The 24,506-nt window shown below is 42.7% G+C and carries 23 protein-coding genes; 2 read left to right on the top strand and 21 right to left on the bottom strand.

Features of this window, described 5'->3' with window-relative positions; all coding sequences use genetic code 11:
- Window positions 1-58: 58 nt before the first annotated feature.
- From rpoS to cysJ, 15 genes are all read right to left on the bottom strand, one after another.
- Entirely contained in the window at window positions 59-1,045 is a 987-nt protein-coding gene (rpoS, locus tag AC4IFO_RS11390; protein WP_273805090.1) for an RNA polymerase sigma factor RpoS, read from the bottom strand.
- Between the two features lie 54 nt (window positions 1,046-1,099).
- A complete protein-coding gene (gene nlpD / locus AC4IFO_RS11385) occupies window positions 1,100-2,179 on the bottom strand; it encodes a murein hydrolase activator NlpD (RefSeq protein WP_490734434.1) in 1,080 nt (359 codons plus the stop codon).
- A gap of 314 nt (window positions 2,180-2,493) precedes the next feature.
- Window positions 2,494-3,120: a protein-L-isoaspartate(D-aspartate) O-methyltransferase gene (locus AC4IFO_RS11380; RefSeq protein ID WP_490734433.1), complete on the bottom strand. Its 627-nt coding sequence runs from the start codon at window positions 3,118-3,120 to the stop codon at window positions 2,494-2,496.
- Entirely contained in the window at window positions 3,117-3,878 is a 762-nt protein-coding gene (gene surE, locus AC4IFO_RS11375) for a 5'/3'-nucleotidase SurE (protein ID WP_219246040.1), read from the bottom strand. Before surE ends, AC4IFO_RS11380 begins: the two co-directional genes overlap by 4 nt.
- Window positions 3,856-4,914 (bottom strand): tRNA pseudouridine(13) synthase TruD, encoded by a 1,059-nt coding sequence (truD, locus tag AC4IFO_RS11370; RefSeq protein ID WP_490734430.1) that lies wholly within the window; start codon window positions 4,912-4,914, stop codon window positions 3,856-3,858. Before truD ends, surE begins: the two co-directional genes overlap by 23 nt.
- Window positions 4,880-5,392 carry a 2-C-methyl-D-erythritol 2,4-cyclodiphosphate synthase gene (gene ispF, locus AC4IFO_RS11365; protein ID WP_206086862.1) on the bottom strand — a complete coding sequence of 171 codons (513 nt, stop codon included), beginning with the start codon at window positions 5,390-5,392 and terminating at the stop codon, window positions 4,880-4,882. The genes truD and ispF overlap by 35 nt, the downstream gene beginning before the upstream one ends.
- A gap of 9 nt (window positions 5,393-5,401) precedes the next feature.
- On the bottom strand, window positions 5,402-6,124 hold the full coding sequence (gene ispD / locus AC4IFO_RS11360) for a 2-C-methyl-D-erythritol 4-phosphate cytidylyltransferase (protein ID WP_490734428.1): 723 nt from the start codon (window positions 6,122-6,124) through the stop codon (window positions 5,402-5,404).
- Between the two features lie 59 nt (window positions 6,125-6,183).
- Window positions 6,184-6,480: a cell division protein FtsB gene (gene ftsB, locus AC4IFO_RS11355; RefSeq protein ID WP_047757167.1), complete on the bottom strand. Its 297-nt coding sequence runs from the start codon at window positions 6,478-6,480 to the stop codon at window positions 6,184-6,186.
- 170 nt (window positions 6,481-6,650) lie between these two features.
- Window positions 6,651-7,259 carry an adenylyl-sulfate kinase gene (gene cysC / locus AC4IFO_RS11350; RefSeq protein WP_490734425.1) on the bottom strand — a complete coding sequence of 203 codons (609 nt, stop codon included), beginning with the start codon at window positions 7,257-7,259 and terminating at the stop codon, window positions 6,651-6,653.
- A 4-nt stretch (window positions 7,260-7,263) separates the two neighbouring features.
- Window positions 7,264-8,709 carry a sulfate adenylyltransferase subunit CysN gene (gene cysN, locus AC4IFO_RS11345; protein WP_490734423.1) on the bottom strand — a complete coding sequence of 482 codons (1,446 nt, stop codon included), beginning with the start codon at window positions 8,707-8,709 and terminating at the stop codon, window positions 7,264-7,266.
- Between the two features lie 25 nt (window positions 8,710-8,734).
- Window positions 8,735-9,643, bottom strand: coding sequence for a sulfate adenylyltransferase subunit CysD (cysD, locus tag AC4IFO_RS11340; protein WP_490734421.1), 909 nt, complete (start codon window positions 9,641-9,643; stop codon window positions 8,735-8,737).
- 14 nt (window positions 9,644-9,657) lie between these two features.
- On the bottom strand, window positions 9,658-11,073 hold the full coding sequence (gene cysG / locus AC4IFO_RS11335) for a siroheme synthase CysG (protein WP_490734419.1): 1,416 nt from the start codon (window positions 11,071-11,073) through the stop codon (window positions 9,658-9,660).
- A 460-nt stretch (window positions 11,074-11,533) separates the two neighbouring features.
- On the bottom strand, window positions 11,534-12,268 hold the full coding sequence (cysH, locus tag AC4IFO_RS11330; protein ID WP_490734417.1) for a phosphoadenosine phosphosulfate reductase: 735 nt from the start codon (window positions 12,266-12,268) through the stop codon (window positions 11,534-11,536).
- Entirely contained in the window at window positions 12,265-13,998 is a 1,734-nt protein-coding gene (cysI, locus tag AC4IFO_RS11325; protein WP_490734415.1) for an assimilatory sulfite reductase (NADPH) hemoprotein subunit, read from the bottom strand. The genes cysH and cysI overlap by 4 nt, the downstream gene beginning before the upstream one ends.
- Window positions 13,998-15,803 carry an NADPH-dependent assimilatory sulfite reductase flavoprotein subunit gene (cysJ, locus tag AC4IFO_RS11320; RefSeq protein WP_490734413.1) on the bottom strand — a complete coding sequence of 602 codons (1,806 nt, stop codon included), beginning with the start codon at window positions 15,801-15,803 and terminating at the stop codon, window positions 13,998-14,000. The genes cysI and cysJ overlap by 1 nt, the downstream gene beginning before the upstream one ends.
- 364 nt (window positions 15,804-16,167) lie before the next feature.
- Here cysJ and queD point away from each other — a divergent pair, with 364 nt between their 5' ends.
- Window positions 16,168-16,533, top strand: coding sequence for a 6-carboxytetrahydropterin synthase QueD (gene queD / locus AC4IFO_RS11315; RefSeq protein ID WP_273840452.1), 366 nt, complete (start codon window positions 16,168-16,170; stop codon window positions 16,531-16,533).
- Window positions 16,534-16,595: 62 nt separating this feature from the next.
- On the opposite strand, the gene queE is transcribed toward queD, so the two are convergent.
- On the bottom strand, window positions 16,596-17,267 hold the full coding sequence (queE, locus tag AC4IFO_RS11310; protein WP_490734411.1) for a 7-carboxy-7-deazaguanine synthase QueE: 672 nt from the start codon (window positions 17,265-17,267) through the stop codon (window positions 16,596-16,598).
- 173 nt (window positions 17,268-17,440) lie between these two features.
- On the opposite strand from queE, the gene AC4IFO_RS11305 reads away from it, so the two are divergent.
- Window positions 17,441-18,808 carry an amino acid permease gene (locus AC4IFO_RS11305; protein ID WP_219245965.1) on the top strand — a complete coding sequence of 456 codons (1,368 nt, stop codon included), beginning with the start codon at window positions 17,441-17,443 and terminating at the stop codon, window positions 18,806-18,808.
- 56 nt (window positions 18,809-18,864) lie between these two features.
- On the opposite strand, the gene megL is transcribed toward AC4IFO_RS11305, so the two are convergent.
- The 5 genes from megL to AC4IFO_RS11280 form a co-directional block, all read right to left on the bottom strand.
- Entirely contained in the window at window positions 18,865-20,067 is a 1,203-nt protein-coding gene (megL, locus tag AC4IFO_RS11300) for a methionine gamma-lyase (RefSeq protein ID WP_490734408.1), read from the bottom strand.
- Window positions 20,068-20,082: 15 nt separating this feature from the next.
- Window positions 20,083-20,475, bottom strand: coding sequence for a helical membrane plugin domain-containing protein (locus tag AC4IFO_RS11295; protein WP_490734406.1), 393 nt, complete (start codon window positions 20,473-20,475; stop codon window positions 20,083-20,085).
- Window positions 20,476-20,488: 13 nt separating this feature from the next.
- The gene (locus tag AC4IFO_RS11290) at window positions 20,489-21,676 is read right to left on the bottom strand and encodes an NAD(P)/FAD-dependent oxidoreductase (RefSeq protein ID WP_490734404.1); all 1,188 of its coding nucleotides are present in this window, start codon (window positions 21,674-21,676) and stop codon (window positions 20,489-20,491) included.
- A 222-nt stretch (window positions 21,677-21,898) separates the two neighbouring features.
- Entirely contained in the window at window positions 21,899-22,483 is a 585-nt protein-coding gene (locus AC4IFO_RS11285) for a DUF1287 domain-containing protein (protein WP_490734402.1), read from the bottom strand.
- 60 nt (window positions 22,484-22,543) lie between these two features.
- Window positions 22,544-23,335: an endonuclease/exonuclease/phosphatase family protein gene (locus AC4IFO_RS11280; protein ID WP_490734400.1), complete on the bottom strand. Its 792-nt coding sequence runs from the start codon at window positions 23,333-23,335 to the stop codon at window positions 22,544-22,546.
- Window positions 23,336-24,506 lie beyond the last annotated feature (1,171 nt).

Genomic DNA, 24,506 nt, shown 5'->3' with positions numbered 1-24,506 from the left:
AATCCCTATAAACTTTCACTTATAGGGATTTTTATTTATCTTTTATCTCATTAACACTCTACATATTGAATAGCGACTCTAAAGTCAGCTCTTCACCATGTAAAATATCTTTTAATCGCCTTAAACCTTCCACCTGAATCTGACGAACTCGTTCACGAGTGAGCCCAATTTCGCGCCCAACCTCTTCAAGAGTTTCTGCTTCATAACCTAAAAGCCCAAAACGTCGTGCTAAAACCTCCCTTTGTTTTGGGTTCAATTCATATAACCACTTAACGATATTATCTTTTAAGTCGTTGTCTTGAATTGTATTTTCTGGACCTGAATCATTATCATCAGACAATACCTCAAGCAAAGATTTCTCTGAGTCCCCTGCAATTGGAGTATCAACAGATGTAATGCGTTCATTTAAACGCAACATGCGGCTGACGTCTTCGACAGGTTTATCTAGCTGCTCAGCGATCTCTTCAGGGCTTGGCTCATGGTCCAACTTCTGGGCTAATTCACGTGCAGTACGAAGGTAGATATTGAGTTCTTTGACGATATGAATAGGAAGGCGGATCGTTCGGGTTTGATTCATAATAGCGCGTTCGATCGTTTGACGGATCCACCACGTCGCATACGTCGAAAAACGGAATCCTTTTTCTGGATCAAATTTTTCAACAGCGCGAATCAGCCCAAGATTGCCCTCTTCGATCAGATCGAGTAAAGCAAGACCTCGGTTATTATAACGGCGAGATATTTTCACAACTAAGCGAAGATTACTTTCTATCATGCGCTGACGCGAAGCGACATCGCCACGCAGTGCACGTCTAGCATAGAAAACTTCTTCCTCAGCGGTGAGGAGTGGTGAAAATCCAATTTCACTTAGATAGATTTGGGTAGCATCCAGAACACGTTGACTCGTGTTCTGGAGTAAATCCATTTCTTCTTCCTGTTCAGAAACCAGATCTTCTTCTTTAAACTGACTCTCATCAAAAGCGTCGTCTAAATTGCTTTCGTCAAGGTCATTATATAACTCGTTAACTTTCAGCGAACTTTGGCTCATCAGTGACTCCTACCCTAGATAATGCGGACAGAATGTCAAAGCACTCTGCCCAGTTTATCGTTGCGGTAAATAACGCAACGGGTTTACTGATTTTCCCTTGTAACGAATTTCAAAGTGTAGTCTAACTGAACTTGTACCAGTACTACCCATCGTAGCTATTTTTTGACCTTCAGTAACATCCTGTTGATCGCGCACAAGCAACGTATCGTTGTGTGCATAAGCACTCAAGTAGTCATCGTTATGTTTTATAATTATTAGATTTCCATATCCACGCAGTGCATTGCCTGCATAAACGACTTTTCCTGGCGCAGAAGCGAGCACAGATTGACCTCGAGAACCGGCAATATCCACCCCTTTGTTCCCGCCTTGAGCATCAGAGAAACCTTCAATCATTTTCCCTTCTGCTGGCCAACGCCATTTAATTGACGAATTATTTGTGCCACTTGCTGCCGTAGAAGCAGTTGGTGCGGTAGCCGTGTTCGTTGTTGTTGTCGTAGAAACTTGCGTTGCAGGTTTTCTATTATTCGGCAACATCTTACCGGAAGTTTGACCACCACTATTTGCAGGATACTCATTAGTTGTTCGAAGATCAACCGGTTGCTGATGACTATTTGATGAATTTGACGCCAATTGCGTGTTCGAGTTCACATTTGTGTTACCAATATTAATTACCTGACCAACATTTAAGCTGTATGGTTCAGGAATATTGTTTTTCGATGCTAACTCACGGAAATCATTACCGGTTATATATGCGATGTAAAATAACGTGTCACCACGCTGAACGGTATAGCTATTTCCGCTATAACTACCTTTTGGAATACTGCCATAATCACGGTTGTAAACAATGCGTCCATCAGTGCTGGTGTTCACTGGTGCTGATGTACGATTTACTGGCTGATTATTAGTATTACTTGATAAATTTGGGCGCGATGACGGCATTGCCGTACTCATCCCTGTGTTACTTGGCGCAGTAGATGTCGTCCTTTGAGCCACTGGCTGACGCGATTGGCTATCATTCACACTCGAAATAGGTGCTGCTGGGTGATATGGCGTAGAACAACCTGCCAATAACGCTCCGCTAAATGAAAAGATGACTGCCCATTGAATTCTGCTTATAGGGCTAACAATTTTCATGCTTCTTCTCCCGTGAAGAAAAATCTGACGCGACAATTCAGTTTTATGTCAGTAATAGAGTTACCATAAAATATTTCACTTATTAAAGCAGAAATACAAAATAGTGAACAAGTTAAATATATCAAAAAGATAACAATTTGAGATTATGACTTAATAGTTTAAGCCATTGATTCAATTTTAGATGGGTAAAATATCATATTTGGAATAGTTTTACTGCTATTTGAGTTAGTAAAACTTTTGCAATGGCATTTTATTTAACATCATTATAAAAAATCAATTCACTTTTATAATTCAGAAATACCATTGCAAATAAATTAAAGTAGCTCACCCGCAATAAGTGGCACAAAACGCACTTTTTCAATGACATTGGCGTGATAGTCATTACCTCGTCGAGTAATTAACTTCAGCGACTGTTCTTTATCCCCCACAGGTAATACCATACGCCCACCATCTTTCATCTGCCCTAATAACAGTGTCGGGATTTCTGTCGGTGCTGCGGTGACAATAATTGCATCAAATGGGCCTTTAGACTGCCACCCTTCCCAGCCATCACCATGACGCGTGGACACATTGTGCAAATCAAGCTGTTTTAACCGACGTTTGGCTGTCCATTGTAGGCTTTTAACGCGTTCAACTGAAAAAACATGGTGCGCAAGATGCGCTAATACTGCCGTTTGATACCCCGAACCTGTGCCAATTTCCAGAACATTATCATTGGCTGTTAACGACAGCAACGCCGTCATTTTTGCGACAATATACGGCTGTGAAATAGTTTGCCCGTGACCGATTGGTAACGGGATATTATCGTAGGCTTTATGTGAGAGCGCTTCATCCACAAACCGTTCACGCGGAACTTGTGAAATAGCATCCAATAGGCGCTCATCGTGAATTCCCTGTTGGCGCAATTGTGCCAAGAGTTCTTTCATGAGCCCTGTTTTCATTTTACTGTCACTCCTGATTTCTCCAGCCACTCTTCAACTAATGTATGCGCTTTATACGCAGTTAAGTCGACTTGCAATGGCGTAATGGAAACATAACCATTTTGGACAGCTTCAAAATCTGTCCCCGGCCCTGCATCGCGAATTTCGCCAACAGGCCCTAACCAGTAAAGCATATTCCCTTTAGGATCTTCAAGGTTATACACTTCTGACGCAGCATGGCGACTACCACAGCGCGTGACTTTGATGCCCTTAAGTTCTTCATAAGGGATATCTGGCACATTGATATTCAGGATATTCCCTGCACGTAACGGGTTCTTTTGTAGCATAGCAAGAATGTCGCAAGTCACTTTTGCCGCCGTTTCATAATGGACTTCACCATCTAACGAAACCGCAATCGACGGCAACCCTAAGTGGCGTCCTTCCGTTGCGGCTGCTACGGTGCCTGAATAAATCACGTCATCCCCCAAATTAGGGCCGCAATTGATCCCCGACACGACAATATCCGGACGCGGGCGAACAACTTTATTTACACCGATGTATACGCAGTCGGTTGGTGTCCCTTCTTGAACAGAAAGGTCACCGTTACTTAATGTTTGAATTTTTAGTGGTCTATCTAATGTCAGTGCATTAGATGCGCCGCTGCGATTGCGGTCAGGCGCAATCACTTGAACATGATAATATTGGCGCAGCGCTGCCGCAAGAGTTTGAATTCCTGGCGCATTTACGCCATCGTCATTACTCAATAAAATCTTTAGCATCGACATTATCCTGCCCGTTTTGATTAATAATTTCTCGTACAACGCTGGTCGCAAAGCAACCTGAATTCAAGAAGAACGTCAGTTTTACCGTTGAATCATCTAACCATTGCCATGTAAAATCTTGCGGTTTAGCAATAATTGCACGACGAGCTGGCGAAACACGTTCGCGCTGCATCAGTGGCATAAATGCTTGGTATTCTGCTAAACATGCTGTTTCGAATGCCAGCGCGTCATCTTGCGTACCTAACTCACCATCTCCAGGCAAGGGTGCTGTGACACTCAACTCTGATGTGTGTAAACGGCTTTGCAATGATGGAAGTTCTTCTTGTGTTGCTACAAACCAGCTGCCCCGCCCCGTTAATTGCAGTGCATCACCTAACAGCGCTTGCTGCGTGGTCCCTTGAGCAATTCGCTCGCTCGCCACATGATTAAACATGGCACTACGCGCTGCTGATAGATAAAAACTACGCTTATTACGTTCACGAACTTGAATTTCTTGGTTAGCCCAGCGTAAAGCTTGGGTCAAATTCTGCCCATCACGGCCAAAACGCTGCTCACCAAAATAGTTTGGCACACCCGAAGTGGCGATTTTTTGCAGGCGTTGCTCAACGTCATTGGCATCTGAAATATCACGCAATGTGATTTCAAATTGATTTCCTTTCAGAGAACCAATACGTAATTTACGCTTTTGTCGCGTCACGGCAAGCACACGGCAACCATCTAATTGCCACGCTGAGAAATCAGGCGTGTCTTTACCTGGCATTTGCAAGCAAAACCACTGTTCCGTCACCGCATGTCTATCTTTTAAACCGGCATAGCTCACAACACGGGCTGAAATTTTAGCAAATTTGGCAAGTTGCTCTGCCACAAACAGCGTATTACAGCCTGTTTTTTCCACACGCACCATCACGTGCTCGCCTTCGCCATCTAACTCGAAGCCTAGGTCTTCTTTCACGATAAAATCTTCAGGAGTACTTTTTAATGTTCCTGAAGAAAGAGGTTTACCATGCAGGTACTGAACATTCATTGCTTTCATTACTATTATCTTTCACTAAAAGGACAACGGCGGCACACGCAATGCCTTCTTTACGACCGACAAAGCCTAATTGCTCTGTTGTTGTCGCTTTCGCATTCACATCATCCATATGACATTCTAAGTCTTCTGCAATATTCACGCGCATTTGGGGAATATGAGGCAGCATTTTCGGGGCTTGCGCCATAATGGTAATATCGATATTACCAATACGATAACCTTTAGCACGCACGTGGCAAAAGGCTTCCCTTAATAAAACACGGCTATCCGCCCCTTTAAATGCAGGGTCAGTATCAGGGAATAATTTACCGATATCCCCCAGTGCCGCAGCACCTAAAATCGCATCCGTTAATGCATGTAACACCACATCACCATCTGAATGGGCCAGTAAACCTTGCTCGTAGGGAATACGCACGCCGCCAATTACGATAGGGCCTTCGCCACCAAACTTGTGTACGTCAAAACCGTGTCCGATTCTCATTATTTTTCCTTAGTTATTCATTCTTGAAAGATAAAACTCTGCCAACGCGAGGTCTTCAGGCTGCGTCACTTTTAAGTTATCCGCACGGCCTGCCACGAGAACAGGTTGGTAGCCGCAATACTCAAGTGCTGAGGCTTCATCGGTGATCGTGGCATTTTCCTTCAAGGCTTTACTTAGACAGTTCCGTAAGAGTTCCAACGGAAAAAATTGGGGCGTCAATGCATGCCATAGTGACTCACGTTCGACGGTATGGTCGATGAATACGGATGTTTTTACACTACGTTTCATGGTGTCACGCACAGGGGCGGCAAGAATACCGCCACAGCAACCTTGTTCCGTTGCTAGTTGAATAATGTTGTTGAGATCGTGTTGGTGGAGACAAGGCCTCGCCGCATCATGCACCAGTACCCAACAATCATGATAATCAGGTTGTGAGCTAAGGTAGTTAAGCCCTGCCAAAACAGAATCGGCACGCTCTTTTCCCCCCGTGACGACGGTCACCCTAGGGTCTTTAGCAATATCAAGTTGCTGAAAATAATCATCATCGGCGCTAAGTGCAATAACCACCGTATTAACGGTGTTATTCGCTAACAATGCATCAATGGTATGTTCGATAATCGTTTTGCCCGCGACGGGTAAATACTGCTTAGGGCAATCAGCATTCATACGACTGCCGATACCTGCTGCTGGGATCAGTGCAACAATTTGTGGGGCAACACTTGGATTTGTCATTATTTGGTTCTTACATCAGAAATTATCAGGCAAATGGGCGCATTATTTTAGGATTCATATTATTGAGCTGATTTCTGGTTGCTACTTTCTTTTACCATGCGATAGAAAGACTCACCCGGCTTAATCATACCGAGTTCACTACGCGCACGCTCTTCGATTGCATCTTGACCATCATTAAGGTCATTAATTTCAGCAAATAGTTGTTCATTACGCATTTTCAGGCGCGAGTTAACAATTTCCTGCGCGGCAACATCATCTTTGACTTGGACATAATCATGTATGCCATTCTTGCCTAACCATAAGGAATACTGCAACCATGCTAATATCGCGATTAATAGTAGCGTTAATTTACCCATCTTGCCCCCTGAAATGATGTGCTAATCATCCCATAACTCAGCGAATCGCGCTACTGTGACAAAAAATTATATTAAAAAGTCAGAATAAATCGGATTTGTAACCCTTAACTATCACCTTATTTTATCACCAAAAATAAAAAACTGGGATTTAAGATGATAGCTAAGTGGCATTAATAATCCATTTGAATGATATTATTGCGCAGTAATAGGGCAATAATATCAGAAAGAGAATCGGAGATAGGTAGCTGCCCATCAAGTCGTAATTCAGGGCTTAAGGGGATTTCATAAGGGGAATCAATCCCTGTAAACTGCTTAATTTTACCTTCCCGCGCTTGTTGATATAACCCTTTTGGGTCACGTTGTTCACACACGTCGACTGGCGTATCAACGTATAACTCTAAAAATTGATTTGGTTCGAATAATTCACGAACACTTTGTCGATCCGATTGGAAAGGCGAAATAAACGCGGTTGCCACGACTAACCCCGCATCCACCATCAGTTTAGCAACTTCACCCACTCGCCGAATATTTTCTTGCCTGTCAGCCTCACTAAACCCAAGGTCGCGGCATAACCCGTGGCGAATATTATCACCATCCAATAAATAGGTTTTCACGCCAATTGAAGCCAGCTGGTGTTCAACCGCCCCTGCCAGTGTCGATTTACCCGACCCAGATAGCCCTGTAAACCACAGGACCGCTCCTTTATGACCATTATTGCTTTCCCGCAAAGGGCGAGTCACCGCGTGTTGATGCCACACAATATTATTATCTTGAGTCATTGGTTTATTTTCCACCCAGTACGTCCCGAGCACCCCAATGAGGAAAATGTCGACGGATCAGCTGGTTAAGCTCAATTTCAAATTCGCTAAATTCTCCCGTTGCCTCAAAAACTGGCTCTTGTGCCTCTCGTACAAGCCCAGCGCCCACCGTCACATTTGTCAGCCTGTCGATAAAAATCATGCCACCTGTGTCAGCGTTACGTTGGTAGTTTTCCAACAACAAAGGTTCATCAAAGGAAAACTCCACTAAGCCGATACCATTTAACGGCAATTCCGTAGCGACTTTTTGGGTGAGATTATTCACATCCACTTGGTATTGAATGTTTTCGACTTTCCCACGGCTGCGTTTTCCCGCAATTTTAATATCTAATTGCTGGCCTTGAACAAGAGGTTGTTCCGCCATCCACACCACATCAATCAACGCATGTTGCGTGGTTTGCAAGTTTTCGTTTTCTGCGACGATTAAATCTCCGCGGCTAATGTCGATTTCATCATCCAACACCAACGTGATGGCCTCACCGGGTATGGCGAAATCCTGCAAGCCTGAAAATGTCACAATCTCTTTAATTTTGGCCGTTGCCCCCGATGGCAGCACTTTCACTGCCTGCCCAACTTGGGCAATCCCTGACGATAATGTGCCGCTATAACCACGAAAATCTAAATTGGGTCGATTCACATACTGCACAGGGAAACGCAGCGCTTGCTCGGAGGCCTTTTGCTCAACCTGCACATTCTCTAAAATAGACAGTAATGTTTCCCCTTGGTACCAAGGTAATTGCTCACTCGGGTTAACGATATTGTCGCCATCAAGCGCTGAAATCGGCACAAACCATACATTTAATTCAACAGGTAATTCAGTAGCAAACTGTTGGTAATCCTGCTTAATTTTGTCGAATACAGTTTCACTGTATTCCACCAGATCCATTTTATTCACTGCAACAATCAAATGGCGGATCCCCAGCAATGTACTAATAAAGCTGTGGCGACGCGTTTGCTCTTGCACGCCTTTTCGAGCATCGATCAACAAAATAGAAAGTGAGCAAGTTGATGCACCTGTCGCCATATTGCGAGTATATTGCTCATGTCCGGGGGTATCTGCGATAATAAATTTGCGTTTCTCTGTCGAAAAATAGCGATACGCCACATCGATGGTGATCCCTTGCTCACGTTCTGCCGCAAGGCCATCCACCAGCAGGGCGAGATCGAGCTTTTCCCCTTGCGTTCCCAGTCGCTTACTATCACTTTGCAGCGTTGTGAGCTGATCTTCATAGATTTGGCGGGTATCGTGCAATAAACGCCCGATTAATGTACTTTTTCCATCATCCACATTGCCGCAGGTGAGAAAGCGTAAAAGCCCTTTTTGTTGCTGCGCAAGTAAGTAAGGTTCCACGCCGCCTTGCTGTTCAATTTGCAGCGCGATTGATTCGTTATAAACAACTTGTGCCATCATTTGCTCCCCATCTTAATCTTGCGAATTAAAAATAACCTTGGCGCTTTTTTAGCTCCATGGATGCTGACTGGTCACTATCAATCAACCGACCTTGTCGCTCACTGGTGGTCGAAATCAACATTTCTTCAATGATTTCAGGCAATGTCTGAGCTTGGGATTCAACCGCTCCCGTTAACGGCCAGCAGCCTAACGTTCTAAAACGCACTTGCTGCTTGCTGATCACTTCCCCCACTTTTAAATCAATGCGGTCATCATCTACCATCAACAAGGTGCCATCTCGCTGGATCACTGGGCGCTCTTTCGCAAAATATAGCGGAACAATATCGATATTTTCCAAGTAGATATATTGCCAAATATCCAGTTCTGTCCAATTTGACAGTGGGAATACACGAATGCTTTCCCCTTTATTGATCTGCCCGTTGTAATTGTGCCAAAGTTCTGGGCGTTGGTTTTTTGGATCCCAACGATGAGATCGGTCTCTAAATGAGTAGATCCGCTCTTTTGCCCGGGATTTTTCTTCGTCACGCCGTGCACCACCAAAAGCTGCATCAAAACCGTATTTATCGAGCGCTTGCTTCAAGCCTTCGGTTTTCATGATATCCGTGTGCTTTGCACTACCATGCACAAACGGGTTGATCCCCAACTTTTCCCCTTCAGGGTTACGGTGGATCAATAATTCAAAACCGTATTTTTGCGCCGTCGCATCGCGAAACTCATACATTTCGCGAAATTTCCACCCGGTATCCACATGCAATAATGGGAACGGTAATTTCCCCGGATAGAAGGCCTTACGCGCTAAATGCAACATCACAGAAGAATCTTTGCCGATGGAATACAGCATCACAGGGTTCGCAAATTCAGCGGCAACTTCACGAATGATATGAATACTTTCTGCTTCTAATTGCTGTAAGTGGGTCAATTTTTTCTCGTTCACAATAACCTCCATCATTAAGCCAGTTCCAGCACAGCACTGCGCCAGCGGATATCTTCTTCTGTTTGCGAACCAAACCATGCGAGTTCGTTATGCAATGCAGTGACCTCGCCAATGACAATCAATGCAGGTGCGGGAGCTTGCTTGGCTAGAGCGTCGAGATCATGCAATTTGCCCGTTACCACTTTTTGGTCACGCCGTGTCCCACATCCCACAACGGCGACAGGGGTGTCACTCGCACGACCAAATTTAATCAATTGTTCACTGATATTGGCCGCCTTTACGGTACCCATGTAAATTGCTAGCGTTTGCTGACCACGCGCCAATGCCTGCCAATCCAGATCCGCACCATTTTCACGGCAATGCCCAGTAATAAATGTGATGCTCTGTGAATGCTCTCTATGAGTGAGCGGAATACCTGCATAGGCCGTCGCGCCGATTGCAGCGGTGACACCGGGTACCACTTGGAAGGGGATCCCCGCTTTTGCAGCAACTTGCAACTCTTCGCCGCCACGCCCAAAAATAAACGGATCGCCACCTTTTAGCCGCACAACTTTTTTACCTTGCTGAGCAAATTTCACGATCATTTCATTAGTTTCTTCTTGGGAAACGCTGTGATTCCCCGCCCGCTTACCTACGCAAATTTTGTCTGCATCACGGCGTACCAATTCGAGGATCTCCTCGCTCACCAAATGGTCGTATAAAACCACTTCCGCACTTTGCAGTACTCGTAGCCCTTTAAGTGTGAGCAGCCCTGCATCACCAGGACCTGCACCAACTAAAATCAATTCGCCGCGGTTATCTTTCTCATACAGTTGACGCTCAAGTTGTTGTTCTGCTTCGCTTAACTGCCCTTTTTCCACTAAGGAAGCAAAACGCCCACTGAAACTTTTTTCCCAAAAACGCTTTCTTTCTCGCATATTGCTTAGCGTCTCTTTGACTTTCCCACGCCAGCGCCCTGCAATCTCCGCCATTTTGCCTAACGACAATGGCAGCATGGTTTCCAGCTTTTCTCTGAGTAAGCGCGCCAACACTGGGGCCGTACCACCAGAGGATATCGCCACAATCACCGGTGAGCGGTCGATAATAGAAGGGACGATAAACGAGCACAGCGGCTGGTCATCAACCACGTTGACAAAAATTTTGCGCTCATTGGCATCGTAAAATACGGTTTCATTGAGGAGTGCGTCATCCGTTGCTGCAATCACTAAAAAAGCATCATCCAGCAACGAAGAACGGTACTCTTGTGTCAACCACTCAAAGTGACCTTGCTGGTGTTGCGTTTGTAATTGAGGACATAACGACGGGGAGATCACCACAAGCAGAGCCTGTGCCTTGATGAGTAATTCGGCCTTGCGCGCAGCCACTACGCCACCGCCAATTAGCACCACTTTGCGCGTACGTACATCGACAAATAACGGTAAATAATCCATCTTGCTCACCCATCGTTATACAAACAAATTATATGAAACATAAAATTGACTATATGGCGTAAAAGTTAAGGTTTGAAATGCTAAAAGAATATGACTTGTAACTGAAAGGAATAAGCCAAACTTTCACTAACAGGCAAGAAATCAGGTCAAAAAATGCAAAATGACCAAAACTTAACTTAAACTTTGTTTTTATTAATTATTTATAAAAAATAATAGATATCCATTTTTTAAATAAAAATATCCCTTTGTAATTAAACAAATATTTTATTAAATCTATAACTATCTAAATTTTAAACTCAAACTATGCTTTAAATCAGGACTACCCCATACTCTAAACAATTCATGTTGTCGCTAGGCGGCAAGTCAATGAGTCGCTAGGAGCATACATAAGTATGTGACTAGCGAGAATGCACGTAGCCAACAACGCGACAGCTTGAATTATGACGAGGATGACGAGTAATTAGTTCTCATGAAGCCCACACTCCCTCTTCAGGCCAAAAAAACGCGTATCTTCCTCATTCATACCCGCTTCCCATTTGCGAGTGGTATGAGTATCCCCAACAGAGAGATAACCTTGCTCCCACAGCGGGTGGTATGGCAAGTTATGCTTTGTTAGGTATTCATAGACTTGCTTATTATTCCAATCAATTACAGGTAGGATTTTAAAAATCCCTTTGCCGATGCCTAGCACTGATAAATTTGCACGGCTTGCGGATTGCTCTCGCCTTAACCCTGAAAACCAACTCTGCGCTTGTAACTCATTTAAGGCTCTTTCCATGGGCTCAACTTTGTTCAATTGGTTATAACGTTCAATCCCATCAAGGCCTTGCCTCCAAAGCTGCCCGTAGATTGCTTCTTGCCAAGCAGCAGTTTGTTTAGCGCGATACACCTGCAAATTCAGGTGGAGTCTCTGTGTCAATTGCTCAATAAATTGATAGGTTTCAGGGAAAAGATACCCCGTGTCAGTCAATATCACTGGAATGTCAGGCAATACCTGCGTCACCATATGCAAGGTGAGCGCCGCTTGAATGCCAAAACTGGATGACAACACAAATTGCACCGGTAAGTGTTCTACCGCCCATTCAATACGCTGCTGCGCAGTCTTATTTTCCAGCAAGGCATTAAACTCAGATAAATACGTCGTTTGCTGCGCTTTATCTAACCCCTGTAACGCTGAAAGCTGAAGTCGGCTCATACCGCCTCCTTAACCTCATAGAAATCCACGGCAGAATTTAGTACCGGTTTCACCACCGCAGTACGGATCAGGAAATCACCAAACCCCTCTTGCGCTAAGCGATTTTTCGCCCAATCACCAATCAGCTCGTCTAGGATGGATAAAATTTCTGCACTGCTAATATTTTCGCGATACATGCGAGGAATGCGGGTTCCAATGCGATTACCGCCAAGGTGTAAGTTATACCTATCTAACGCTTTACCGACTAACCCAACTTCCGCTAGCATCGCTCTTCCACACCCATTAGGGCAACCGGTGATACGTAAAACAATATGTTCATCCGCTACATTGTGTGCCGCCATAATGTTTTCAACATGGGTCGTAAACTCAGGTAAAAAGCGTTCAGCTTCTGCCATCGCCAAAGGGCATGTCGGAAAAGAAACACAAGCCATGGAGTTTTCACGTTGCGGTGTAATCGCATCGCTCATTAACCCATGGGCTCTCGCAATAGCTTCTATGGTTGCTTTTTCACTTTCTGGCACCCCCGCCACAATAAGATTTTGGTTAGCCGTTAAGCGAAAATCCCCTTGGTGAATACGCGCAATTTCTGCAACGCCTGTTTTCAGCGGTTTATCTTCTAAGTCAATCAATCGGCCATTTTCAATAAATAACGTTAAGTGCCAACGATTATCGATCCCTTTGAGCCACCCAATTTTGTCACCGCGCTCAGTAAATTCATAAGGACGGATCGGCTCAAAACTCACACCTGCGCGCTTTTCAACTTCCGCTTTAAATGTATCGACGCCAACACGTTCTAAGGTGTACTTAGTTTTGGCATTTTTGCGTTCAGTACGGTTACCCCAATCACGTTGTGTGGTGACAATTGCTTCCGCAACCGCCAGCGTTTTATCTAATGGAATAAAACCAAACTCGCTGGCTAAGCGTGGAAATGTTGCGGTATCACCGTGAGTCATCGCTAAGCCGCCGCCCACTAACACATTGAAGCCAATCAGCTCACCATGTTCGGCAATCGCCACAAAATTCATGTCGTTGGCGTGTAAATCCACATCATTCAACGGTGGGATCACCACCGAGGTTTTAAATTTTCGGGGTAAGTAAGTTTGCCCTAAAATTGGCTCTTCATCCGTTGTCACCACTTTTTCTTTATCCAGCCAAATTTCAGCGTAAGCACTGGTGCGCGGTAATAAATGCTCAGAAATTTTCTTTGCCCACTCATAAGCTTGCTGATGTAGCTCTGATTGCACAGGGTTAGATGTACATAACACATTACGGTTAACATCGTTTGCTGTGGCGAGTGCATCCAATCCGACATGGCTTAACATCTGGTGGGCAGGTTTCACATCTCCTTTAAGGATGCCGTGAAACTGAAATGTTTGCCGATTAGTAATGCGTACGCTGCCATATAACGTGTGCTCTGAGGCGAACTTATCAATATCAAGCCATTGTTTTGGTGTGATAATTCCCCCCGGCAAGCGGCAGCGTAACATCATTGCGTGGCGAGGCTCTAATTTCTGCTCTGCACGCTCAGCGCGAATATCGCGGTCATCCTGTTGGTACATGCCATGGAAGCGGATCAATAAAAAATTGTCCCCATCAAAGCCACCCGTTAAACCATTTTTCAAGTCTTCCTTAATGGTTCCGCGCAAATAGTTACTGTCTTGCTTCATACGTTCGCTATCGGCCAATTTGCCTTCGACGATTAAGGGTTTTTGTTGTTGTTCATTGCTCATTAATAAACATCCCTCTGATAACGGCGCATTACGCGCAGCTCACTTAAAAATTCATCGGCGGCTTCAGCGTCCATGTTGCCGTACTGACCGATGATATCCAATAAAGCCTGTTCAACATCTTTCGCCATTCGGTTTGCATCGCCACAGACGTAAATATGCGCGCCTTCTTGCAGCCATTGCCACACCGCTTCCCCTTGCTCGCGCAACTTGTCCTGTACATAGACTTTTTGTTGTTGATCACGCGACCAAGCCAAAGAAATTTGCGTTAATAAGCCATCTTTCACATAACGCTGCCATTCCACTTGATATAGAAAATCATCAACAAAATGGGGGTTACCGAAAAATAACCAGTTTTTACCCGTTGCACCGTCGTTATCCCGCTGCTGTAAAAATGCACGGAATGGAGCGATACCTGTTCCAGGCCCAATCATAATGACAGGCGTTTCTGGGTTTGCAGGTAAACGGAAATTATCATTGTGTTCAATGAAAATACGTAGCTCATTACCTTCATTGAGTCTGTCAGCTAAAAAACCCGATGCGCCACCAGTGCGAGGGCGGCCATCAATGTCATAGCGCACCACACCCACCGTGGCGTGAACCTCATCTTCAGCCTCTGACTGAGACGATGAAATAGAGTACAAACGAGGCGTTAATGGGCGCAGCAAATCAATAAACTCTTGTGCACTTGGCTGAGATGCTACTTGGCGTACCATGTCCACAATTGGCGTATTTTGTGCGTAATGCAAAATGGCGGGCTTATCACTGATCAGCGATAACAGTGCATCGTCCTTAGAAAGCTGAGCGTATTTTTCCACAATCACAGGGGTATTTTGTGTTAACTCTAATTGGTAAATCAGCGCATCACGCAAAGCGTGGCGTTGAGTCCCAATAAAGACGTCTTCATCACCCTTCAGCCACAGTAATGCCACCAGCTCATCCACTAAAGCAGGGTCATTATCGAACCACACGCCTAGCGCATCCCCCGGTTGATAACGCAGCCCAGAATCCCCTAAATCAATTTCAATGTGCCGCACGTCTTTTTGTGAATCTCGGCTAGTGATTTTCTGGTTACTGAGCAGTGATGCCGTTAATGGCGCCGTTTTACTGTACGGTGATGTGTGAATTTCGTTCACGCTACCCGTTTGTGCGGACAACAGCTGGCTGTCACTTTGTGCTGGTACGCGCGCTTTCAAAACGCTCGTTAGGTTCTCAACCCATTCATCGGCAATGGATTGGTATTCCACATCCGCATCAATTCGCTCAAATAATGATTTCGCGCCCAATAAGGCAAGTTGTGAATCAAAGTCTTTCCCCGCTTGGCAAAATTTTTCATAGGAAGAATCGCCCAGCGCAAATACTGCATATTCTGTTTGTGATAAATCAGGGGCTTTTTTCGAGAACAGGTATTTGTAGAGCGCAACCGCCTCTTCCGCAGGTTCCCCTTCACCTTGGGTCGATGCCACGATAACCAACAGTTTTTCTTGGTTAATTTGCTTAAATTTATAGTCGCCTGCATTCACTAAATTGACATTAATTTTTTCGCCAACTAAACGCTCTCTAAGCTGTTCCGATAAACGGCGGGCATTCCCCGTTTGGGATGCAGAAATAATCGTCACGGTTTCTTCAGGTGCAACAGGGGCACTCACAGACACATCTGTGGTTGCTGTTTGGTTTACCATTCCCCACAAATATCCCGACAGCCACGCGAGCTGGTGAGATGAAAAGTCGTCGACTGCAGTTTGTAGACGCGTTAATTGCTCAGTTGATATTGGCAGCAATGCTAATGGCGGCTGTTTTTTTGTCATTATCCTGTAACCCCAATGTCGCTCATCTTTGAATTTTTCTCACAAGCGAGTGAAGTGGGCTAATTAGTGCAACCACTCACTCGGAAAAGATCGACAACCTATCGCTCAATCGTTCCCCTAAAGAATTCAGGTAACAAAGCAAAAAATGCCGTGTTACCTCCAATATGCAGGGTATACGATTAGGTTATAACAACCGTCAATAACGGGATAAGAAACGATAGCCATAAATCATAACTAAAAAGCCTAAATGAATTACCCGATGGATCATATTGATAAAACAGGTTAACTATAATTTGGCAAATAACGACAATCTGTTCAAAAAATACAGTACAATACGCTGTTTATTAACATTAAGGAGCCACTAATGAGCACAACTATCTATAAAGATTTCACCTTTGAAGCTGCACACAAATTACCCCATGTTCCAGAGGGACATAAGTGTGGGCGCCTTCATGGGCATTCTTTCATGGTGCGTTTGGAAATTACTGGTGAAGTCGATGCGCACAGTGGCTGGATCATTGATTTTTCTGAGGTCAAAGGGATATTTAAACCGATTTGGGAACAGCTAGATCACCATTATCTGAATGATATTGAAGGCTTAGAGAACCCAACCAGTGAAGTTTTAGCGCAGTGGATTTGGCAACAAACTAAGCCGCGTTTACCATTACTCAGCGCGGTCACGGTGAAGGAAACCTGTACTGCAGGTTGTGTTTATCGCGGGGAAGCTTAAATAATATAATTATTTAGGTCTATTTTGCCCCAGCCATCTCATTTTTATGACTGGGGTATCAGTTATTGAATATTCAAATACTTATGAGTTTGAATTGATAAACGCCAATTGCGTTGAATACAAGTTTCAATACACAATTTTGTGGCGGCCACTTTTTGGCTGATCGGTTGCAACGCAACGATTGGTAGGTTGTCTGATGTACGCAAGGCTAAAATAGCATCGAGTGCCTCAATATCTTTTTCCCGGGCAACCGGATGTTTCACCTCATTTGCTCGGTTTACTGCCTGAGCCAAAACCTCAAGCCCGCCTTTCATGCCCACTTTTGGTGAAACTGTTACCCAGGTTTTTTCTGAGCAATGAATGGGATAAGTCCCGCTGGTTTCAATTTGGCATTGATAACCACTTTGTTCTAATGACGCCGTCAGTGGTGTTAAATCATAAATACAAGGTTCTCCCCCTGTAATAACAATATGTTTTGCGGTAAATCCCTTTGCTTTCATTAGTTGAATCAATGCATCGCTATCGGCCATTGCCCATGTATCTGAATCAAGCGTCTTTAATGCAATATCGCCTAAGGTGGTTTGTTTGTCTTGTTCTTTTTCCCACGTTTGTTTGGTATCGCACCAGCTACACCCTACTGGGCAGCCTTGTAAACGAATAAAAACTGCTGGAACACCTGTAAAAACCCCCTCTCCCTGCAATGTTTGGAAGATTTCATTAATTGGGTATTTCATATCACTCCTAAATTAGTTAACTAAGTGGACATTATATTGCAGATATCTATCTCACGAACAAGTGAGTTTGTGATAATGTAGCCACCTTGGGTTCAATAATGTACGTCCAACTTAATAAACAATACCGAAACTACATTCGGAACGATATCTCCTAAGAAAAGACAGGAAAAGACATGCAAAGTAGTCAAACAAACCAACTCAGAAAGGGACTGAGTGTCAGGCACATTCGCTTTATGGCTTTAGGGTCGGCGATTGGGACTGGTTTATTCTATGGTTCCGCATCCGCAATTCAAGCTGCGGGTCCCGCCGTTCTGCTGGCCTATATGGTTGGCGGTGCTGCCGTATTTATGGTCATGCGCGCTTTGGGCGAAATGGCCGTGCATCATCCTGTCCCTGGTTCTTTCTCTCACTACGCCAGCCATTATATGGGTCCCCTAGCAGGCTTTTTAACGGGTTGGAACTATGTCTTTGAAATGCTGGTTGTTTGCTTAGCAGATATCACCGCTTTTGGGATGTATATGGGCTTTTGGTTCCCAGACGTTGACCAATGGATATGGGTGTTAAGTATCGTGCTATTTATCGGTGCCCTGAATTTATGTCACGTCAAAATCTTCGGCGAAATGGAGTTTTGGCTATCCATCATTAAAGTGTCTGCCATTATTGCGATGATTATTGGCGGAACCTTCTTGATGTTTTACGGCTTTGGCCAAGAAACAGACCATGCAGTGGGTATCCAAAACTTATGGGAGCATGGCGGGTTTATGCCAAATGGTATTTCAGGGGTGATTGCCTCCCTTGCCATTGTTATGTTCGCATTCGGTGGGATTGAGGTCATTGGGATCACCGCCAGTGAAGCGCAAAACCCAGAAAAAACCATACCGAAAGCGATTAATGCGGTGCCTCTTCGTATCTTATTATTCTATGGACTAACATTATTTATCCTGATGTGTATCTATCCATGGAACCAAATTGGTCAAAATGGTAGCCCATTTGTGCAAATTTTCTCCAGTTTAAATATTTCATCTGCTGCAAATATCTTAAACGTTGTTGTCATCACTGCGGCAATTTCTGCAATTAACAGCGATATTTTTGGTGCGGGCCGCATGATGTACGGCATGGCACAAGACAAACAAGCGCCGCAAGTCTTTACCAAGCTAACGAAAAATGGTGTGCCATGGGTAACCGTTCTCGTGATGTCAGTGGTGATGTTACTTGGCGTTTATCTCAACTACCTATTACCTGAGAAAATTTTCGTTATCATTGCCTCAATTGCAACATTTGCAACGGTCTGGGTTTGGCTGATGATCTTGCTCTCCCAAGTCGCGATGCGCCGCCAAATGAGTAAAGAAGAGGTTAAAAAGCTGAAATTCCCTGTGCCATTTTGGCCTGTCGGGCCTGCAATCACTATCGCCTTTATGGTGTTCGTTATTGCATTACTGGGCTTCTTTAAAGATACACAAGTGGCACTGTTGGTTGGGTTTGCGTGGGTTGCTATACTCAGCGTAACATTTTTTATTATGCGTAAATTTCAAACCAAATAGTTTCTAGGTCAGATAGCCAAAAGCCCAATACCATTAATGATATTGGGCTTTTTTCATTATGCTAATGCCTGTTTAAGGTCTTCAATTAAATCTCTTGGGCTTTCTAACCCGATAGATAAGCGAATTAATCCATCACTAATACCGTATTGTTGGCGTTCTTCTGCCGTATACGTTGAGTGCGTCATACTCGCTGGATGCTGAGCCAAAGACTCACAATCCCCCAAGCTAACTGCTCGAGCAAACAAATTTAAACGGTTCAAAAATTGCTTACCGGCGTCTAACCCGCCCTTAAGCTCAAACGCTATCATTCCCCCCGATAATCTCATTTGCTTTTGAGCCAGTTCATATTGAGCAAAACTGGGCAATCCAGGATACATAACTTGAGCAACATGAGGATGTGATTCTAAGTATTCAGCCACTATTTGCGTACTTTCTACAATGCGTTCCATTCTGACAGGTAGCGTTTTCATTCCTCGTAATACAAGATTCGCATCATGAGGGGATAAGCAAGCCCCTGTCATATCTTTTAGACCTACCAGCCTGATTTGTTTCGCTAAAGCTTCTGTTGTGAGCACAGCGCCTGCCATCACATCACCATGACCATTCATGTATTTGGTCAATGAATGAATAACAATATCAGCCCCTAACTCTAATGGTCTTTGTATATAGGGCGTGCAATAGGTATTATCCACTATCGTGAATATTTCCTGTTGATGAGTTTGTTGATATTGATGAACAATATCACTCACAGCCTTAATATCTACCAAACGCATATTTGGGTTCGCTGGTGATTCAAAAAATATAATGCGTGTTTTATCCGTTAACTCACGAGCGATATTCTCTGGTGAACTCATATCAATATGACGAACCTTTACACCAAAGCGGGCCAAGCCATGATGAAAGAAGGCATAAGTACAACCATAGACGGTCATATCGACCAATAACTCATCTCCTGGACTTAGTAATGTCCAAAGTGTTGATGTTATCGCTCCCATACCTGAAGAAAATACAATCCCAGCTTCCCCGCCCTCTAAATCTGCAATGCGTTTTTCTAGTAAACTTAATGTTGGGTTATTGATCCGGGTATAAATATACCCATCTGATTCACCACTAAAGCAAGCTGCACCTTCTTCTACGCTCTCAAATACATAAGTTGATGTCTGGTAAATAGGTGCAGTTAATGAGCCTAAATTTTTAGCAGGATCATAATAATTATGTATTATGCGAGTTTCAAAAGAATGCAATTTATCTAAAATCATACCACCTCCGAAATATTACCCCTCCTGGGCCTTATTCAATCGAGAACCAACAATTTGTAAAGTTCGTAAAACGGTACTTATTCCACGTAATGTATCGGGATCTTTTAATAAACTATAAACTGAACGAAAATTATGTGTTTTATCTGAATATTTGGCTTCCATCTTTGCCATATTGTAAGCTGTGCCTAGTTCCCATACAGGCGTTAATGTATCCTCAAAACTATTCGCTAATTTCTCTACTGTGCCTGTATCCATAATATCCACGAGGTCAGATACCAAAGATAATAAATCCACAATATTGTCAAAACGCTGTAAATATAATAATGGGGCTATTTTATCTGCTAAATGATTCGCAGGTTCGCTATTTAGTAATTCAAGAAGTTTTGCTTGTTGATCATTATTTGACATGATTATTCCCCTATTACACTAAACCACGAATAGCAGCCCAATATATTCCGCGATTAAAACCATTCCTTAATAGTCCACCCACTTTCGTTGCTGGCGTCGGGATCACATCATGTTTATAGTCATACTGTAATGGCATTCCTGCATTAAGCCCCATCTGTGCAACAGCTTGGACACGCCCATCATAAATTGCTGAAGGGTATCCATAAGTGAGCTCCCCGCAAATATTATCAGCAATTATCGCAGCCTGATTATGGCAGCTTCCCCCTGCTTTACTTATTGGCAAATCAACAGTATCACCAATGACATAAACGCCTTCTGTACCATATACTTGCATCGTTTCATGATCGGTTGGCAACCAGCCTTCACCATTTTTATGTTCACTTAAATTCGTATTAACTACAGCCTCGACGGCAGTAATTGGCGGTGTGCTAATTAAAATATCAAACGGTTGTTCATCGCCTTCTTTCGAATAAGCAATTTTTTTATCTGGGTCAACCTTATCTAAGGTAAAACCACGTTGCGCTTTGATATTTTTAATATTAAAAATTTCAGGTATCGCTTCACACACGGGTTGTTGCAAAAACAAACAATTTCTAAGTAACTGAGAAACTGTTGGATAGGTATAAACAATTTCAATATTGTCCCGAACCCGTCGTTTACGTAAGAATTCATCAAGCATCAACGTTGTTTCCATTGGTGCTATTCCACATTGATGAGGAACATTTGGCGTTTCAGGAAATGAAACAGTAATAAAAATACGCCCTTTTTCAATCTTAGCAATTTGATCCGCTAATTTTCTCGCGGCATCATAAGCATAAAAATGATTTCCTATCTCTTTCAAACCTTCAATTCTATCTGGTCTCGGTACACAACCTGTGGCGACAACTAAAAAATCATAGTTATATTTTTTTCCACTTCTAGAGTGTAGTTCTTTATTATTAAAATCAAATGATTCAATTTTATCAATCTCTAATTGTATTTCAGGTCGTAATAATGATCCTTGCTCTCTCATCAACTCCTCTTTAAAAAAGAGATTAAATGCAACATACATAAAGGCAGGTTTGTAATAATGTATCGGGTTATCAGTGATTAGCGTGATATTTATTTTTTTGGAGAAAATTTCTTTATTTAATTTTCGGGATAATATATTTGCTAACATTGTCCCCCCGGTGCCACCACCAACTATCACTATATTTATCATAAAATCTCCAAACTAAATAATTAAAATAGATAGCAAGATATTAATTAAATTTATAAATTAATATCTTATAAATATAGTTTGTTTTTAATAATTACCAATAGAATTAATTGAATATAACTTCATAAACAACAAGAAAAATTAATCACATCCAAGTATAAATACCCATGAATAAATTAAGGGTAAAAACTATCATCACAGTAACCATTTTTTCCAAAAAAAATATCAATAAGAATAATGGCCTATGATTTTCCATTTAAATAAAATATCTTCCGCAACTTGGCCATAACCAATGTTATGCATAATTAGGTAATTTTTTTTATCTGCCGCTTTTACTGAAGTCACAACACCAATGTGTGGTCTTCCATTGTCTAATCGCCATGTCACTATATCGCCAGGTACATAATCTTTTGTATCCTTAGTGATAGGTTTATTCGTCCCTTTACGTGAAAAAAACACTTCTAAATTAGGTACTCTACGATGATCAATATTGGTATCCGTTTTACGCAATCCCCAAATACGTTGGCTTGGATATTTACTGAAGTTAGCTTTCATATCTTCATGAACTAATTGTTGCAGATCGATACCTATTTTTCGGTAACTTCGTATCACAACATCAGAGCAGACACCATAATTCGTAGGAACATCTCCATTGGGATAGGCTATTTGCCGATATGCAGGATCATAAATAACTAAACGGGGTAGCTCCTCGGCATGCTTTGCTAAGGCTAAATTAGCACTAATTGCGACTTGAGGAAGGGATAATAATAAAACAACTAACAATGTCGTTTTCAAAGAAATATTCTCCATATAAAGATATGGATAAAATCTACAGTAAAAACCGCGAAAAATAAGGTATGAAAATCTTAATTATCTGGACACATCAAATCGAGTCATAATCGGGTTATGATCAGAGGCATCCGTGATTAACACTTTACTATCAATAGCTTTAAGCCCTCGATAAAAGATATAATCTAATGGTCTACCAAACGCTTTAGTCCGTAAATCCTCATCAAAAGTGATTTCTTTTAGTCCAACACTACGAATAAACCGTTTTAATGCATTCACTCGCTGTCGGCTCCATGCATTAAAATCCCCAGCAAGAATAACAGGCCCAACATGCTTACTAATATGAACACCAAGCTTATTCAATTGCCTTGTATAAACGTCAACGCCAAAGCTAAAGTTGATAGCATGGACATTTGCTACCATTAATTGCTTACCATTGGGCAAGGGATATACCGTAATCAATGCTGATTTAGCTAGTCGAAGCAAAGGCTCTTTTTCTCGTAACGGACAACAATAAATAGGGTGGGAGGTTGCGAGGGTCATGACTCCTGATGGGTGAGGAGAAAAAGGAAGAGCTGGAACTTGATCGGCAATAAGCTGCTGGGAAGCAGCAAAAGAAATCAATTCAGGAGACATCTGAGCTTCTTGCAATAAGATCAACTTACGGTCTTTAACTAACTCGCTTAACGCTGCTTTCCAATTTGGCCGCTGTTGTTTATAAATGTTCCATATAACAACATCCAGCGTTTCACCAGCAGCAAACAAAGGTAAACCAATTGGGAGTGATTCCCCTAGCATATGAACAGGCATAGGCTGAATGCGTTTAGCGGGTTGGCCTGCTATATATCGAACAGAATAAGTTCTCTTCGCCAAATTCAACTTCCTACATTATTTACAATAAAATGATAAATTCTAGGCTTTATGACTTGTACTTGTGATTCAGTATACCAAATACACCATGTTATGGCTTATCAAATTTAGCAAATGGCTTCTTTCGCTCTGCCATATCATCTATCAGGCGACCATCATTATCGTTAGTCCCAGCCAGCCTAGACATCCTGTCTGATAGCTTTATCTTCACGCTCCAATCCATCTACATGATTCTTAATTAAACAATCATCCTAGTTTGTATAAAAGGTCATTATGAGGCGCATAAGTGCAATAAAGCCGGAATTGATAGCAACAATGCAAGCAAAATTTCCTGCATGAAAGAGCGAAAAAAATATGGAGTCGTAAACAAATGAATTAAATACCTTAAAGCACTAATTAATCGTTAATGGTGAATTAGAGGAAAATGTATTACTGAAAGAGTTGTACTACCAATTTTATAAATAAATGAGATAAGGGCTGTGATAACACCCAAAAACGAGTTACTTAGTAAACTATTGATACATTAATCGCTTTTTGTATTCTTCACTTTCAACTTCAACCACAAGAAGTAACGAAAAGGCAAACCTAGCGAAGTACCACTCTTTGTTCTCAAGTGCGTTTAAATTACAAAAATACTATAAATACACAAGTTAATTGCTGAGTGAATTATGGATTAACTTATCGCTTTTTAGTCTCATTCTCTTTCAACCATAAAAAGTAACAGGCAAAGTTAACCAAGCGAAGCACCACTATTCTTTATCAACCTCACTTACGCAACTACAGTGCCATAAACAGCTAAGTTAGTTGCTGAGTGGATTATTGATTAACAATAACAAGAAGTGGCATAAAGACAGAGTCCACCCACTAATCTTTACCAACTTCACTTACATGACTACAGTGCCATAAACAGCTAAGTTAGTTGCTGAGTGGATCATTGATTAACAATGATAAAAAGATCCCTAGATAAATAAGTTAATTGCTAAGTGGACTACTAATTGCCTTATCATTAACTGGCGAGGGGCTTTATCGCTTCATTTTCAGGCCTTACCCACGCTAAAAAGACAGCGCCCACAACTAGATTACCCGCTAATCTTTATCAGCCTCACTTACGCAACTACAGTGCCATAAACAGATAAGTTAGTTGCTAGGTGGATCATTGATTAACCTATGGCTT

The sequence above is a fragment of the Providencia sp. UF-224 genome, assembly GCF_058245955.1.
Note: the sequence above shows the minus strand (reverse complement) of the source record. Positions and strands in the feature narration are given on the sequence as shown.

What these genes read in the sequence shown, in the direction of transcription:
- rpoS (WP_273805090.1), bottom strand. Translation starts at nt 1,045, where the DNA reads ATGAGCCAAAGTTCGCTGAAAGTTAACGAGTTATATAATGACCTTGAC.
- nlpD (WP_490734434.1), bottom strand. Translation starts at nt 2,179, where the DNA reads ATGAAAATTGTTAGCCCTATAAGCAGAATTCAATGGGCAGTCATCTTT.
- AC4IFO_RS11380 (WP_490734433.1), bottom strand. Translation starts at nt 3,120, where the DNA reads ATGAAAACAGGGCTCATGAAAGAACTCTTGGCACAATTGCGCCAACAG.
- surE (WP_219246040.1), bottom strand. Translation starts at nt 3,878, where the DNA reads ATGCTAAAGATTTTATTGAGTAATGACGATGGCGTAAATGCGCCAGGA.
- truD (WP_490734430.1), bottom strand. Translation starts at nt 4,914, where the DNA reads ATGAAAGCAATGAATGTTCAGTACCTGCATGGTAAACCTCTTTCTTCA.
- ispF (WP_206086862.1), bottom strand. Translation starts at nt 5,392, where the DNA reads ATGAGAATCGGACACGGTTTTGACGTACACAAGTTTGGTGGCGAAGGC.
- ispD (WP_490734428.1), bottom strand. Translation starts at nt 6,124, where the DNA reads ATGACAAATCCAAGTGTTGCCCCACAAATTGTTGCACTGATCCCAGCA.
- ftsB (WP_047757167.1), bottom strand. Translation starts at nt 6,480, where the DNA reads ATGGGTAAATTAACGCTACTATTAATCGCGATATTAGCATGGTTGCAG.
- cysC (WP_490734425.1), bottom strand. Translation starts at nt 7,259, where the DNA reads ATGACTCAAGATAATAATATTGTGTGGCATCAACACGCGGTGACTCGC.
- cysN (WP_490734423.1), bottom strand. Translation starts at nt 8,709, where the DNA reads ATGATGGCACAAGTTGTTTATAACGAATCAATCGCGCTGCAAATTGAA.
- cysG (WP_490734419.1), bottom strand. Translation starts at nt 11,073, where the DNA reads ATGGATTATTTACCGTTATTTGTCGATGTACGTACGCGCAAAGTGGTG.
- cysH (WP_490734417.1), bottom strand. Translation starts at nt 12,268, where the DNA reads ATGAGCCGACTTCAGCTTTCAGCGTTACAGGGGTTAGATAAAGCGCAG.
- cysI (WP_490734415.1), bottom strand. Translation starts at nt 13,998, where the DNA reads ATGAGCAATGAACAACAACAAAAACCCTTAATCGTCGAAGGCAAATTG.
- cysJ (WP_490734413.1), bottom strand. Translation starts at nt 15,803, where the DNA reads ATGACAAAAAAACAGCCGCCATTAGCATTGCTGCCAATATCAACTGAG.
- queD (WP_273840452.1), top strand. Translation starts at nt 16,168, where the DNA reads ATGAGCACAACTATCTATAAAGATTTCACCTTTGAAGCTGCACACAAA.
- queE (WP_490734411.1), bottom strand. Translation starts at nt 17,267, where the DNA reads ATGAAATACCCAATTAATGAAATCTTCCAAACATTGCAGGGAGAGGGG.
- AC4IFO_RS11305 (WP_219245965.1), top strand. Translation starts at nt 17,441, where the DNA reads ATGCAAAGTAGTCAAACAAACCAACTCAGAAAGGGACTGAGTGTCAGG.
- megL (WP_490734408.1), bottom strand. Translation starts at nt 20,067, where the DNA reads ATGATTTTAGATAAATTGCATTCTTTTGAAACTCGCATAATACATAAT.
- AC4IFO_RS11295 (WP_490734406.1), bottom strand. Translation starts at nt 20,475, where the DNA reads ATGTCAAATAATGATCAACAAGCAAAACTTCTTGAATTACTAAATAGC.
- AC4IFO_RS11290 (WP_490734404.1), bottom strand. Translation starts at nt 21,676, where the DNA reads ATGATAAATATAGTGATAGTTGGTGGTGGCACCGGGGGGACAATGTTA.
- AC4IFO_RS11285 (WP_490734402.1), bottom strand. Translation starts at nt 22,483, where the DNA reads ATGGAGAATATTTCTTTGAAAACGACATTGTTAGTTGTTTTATTATTA.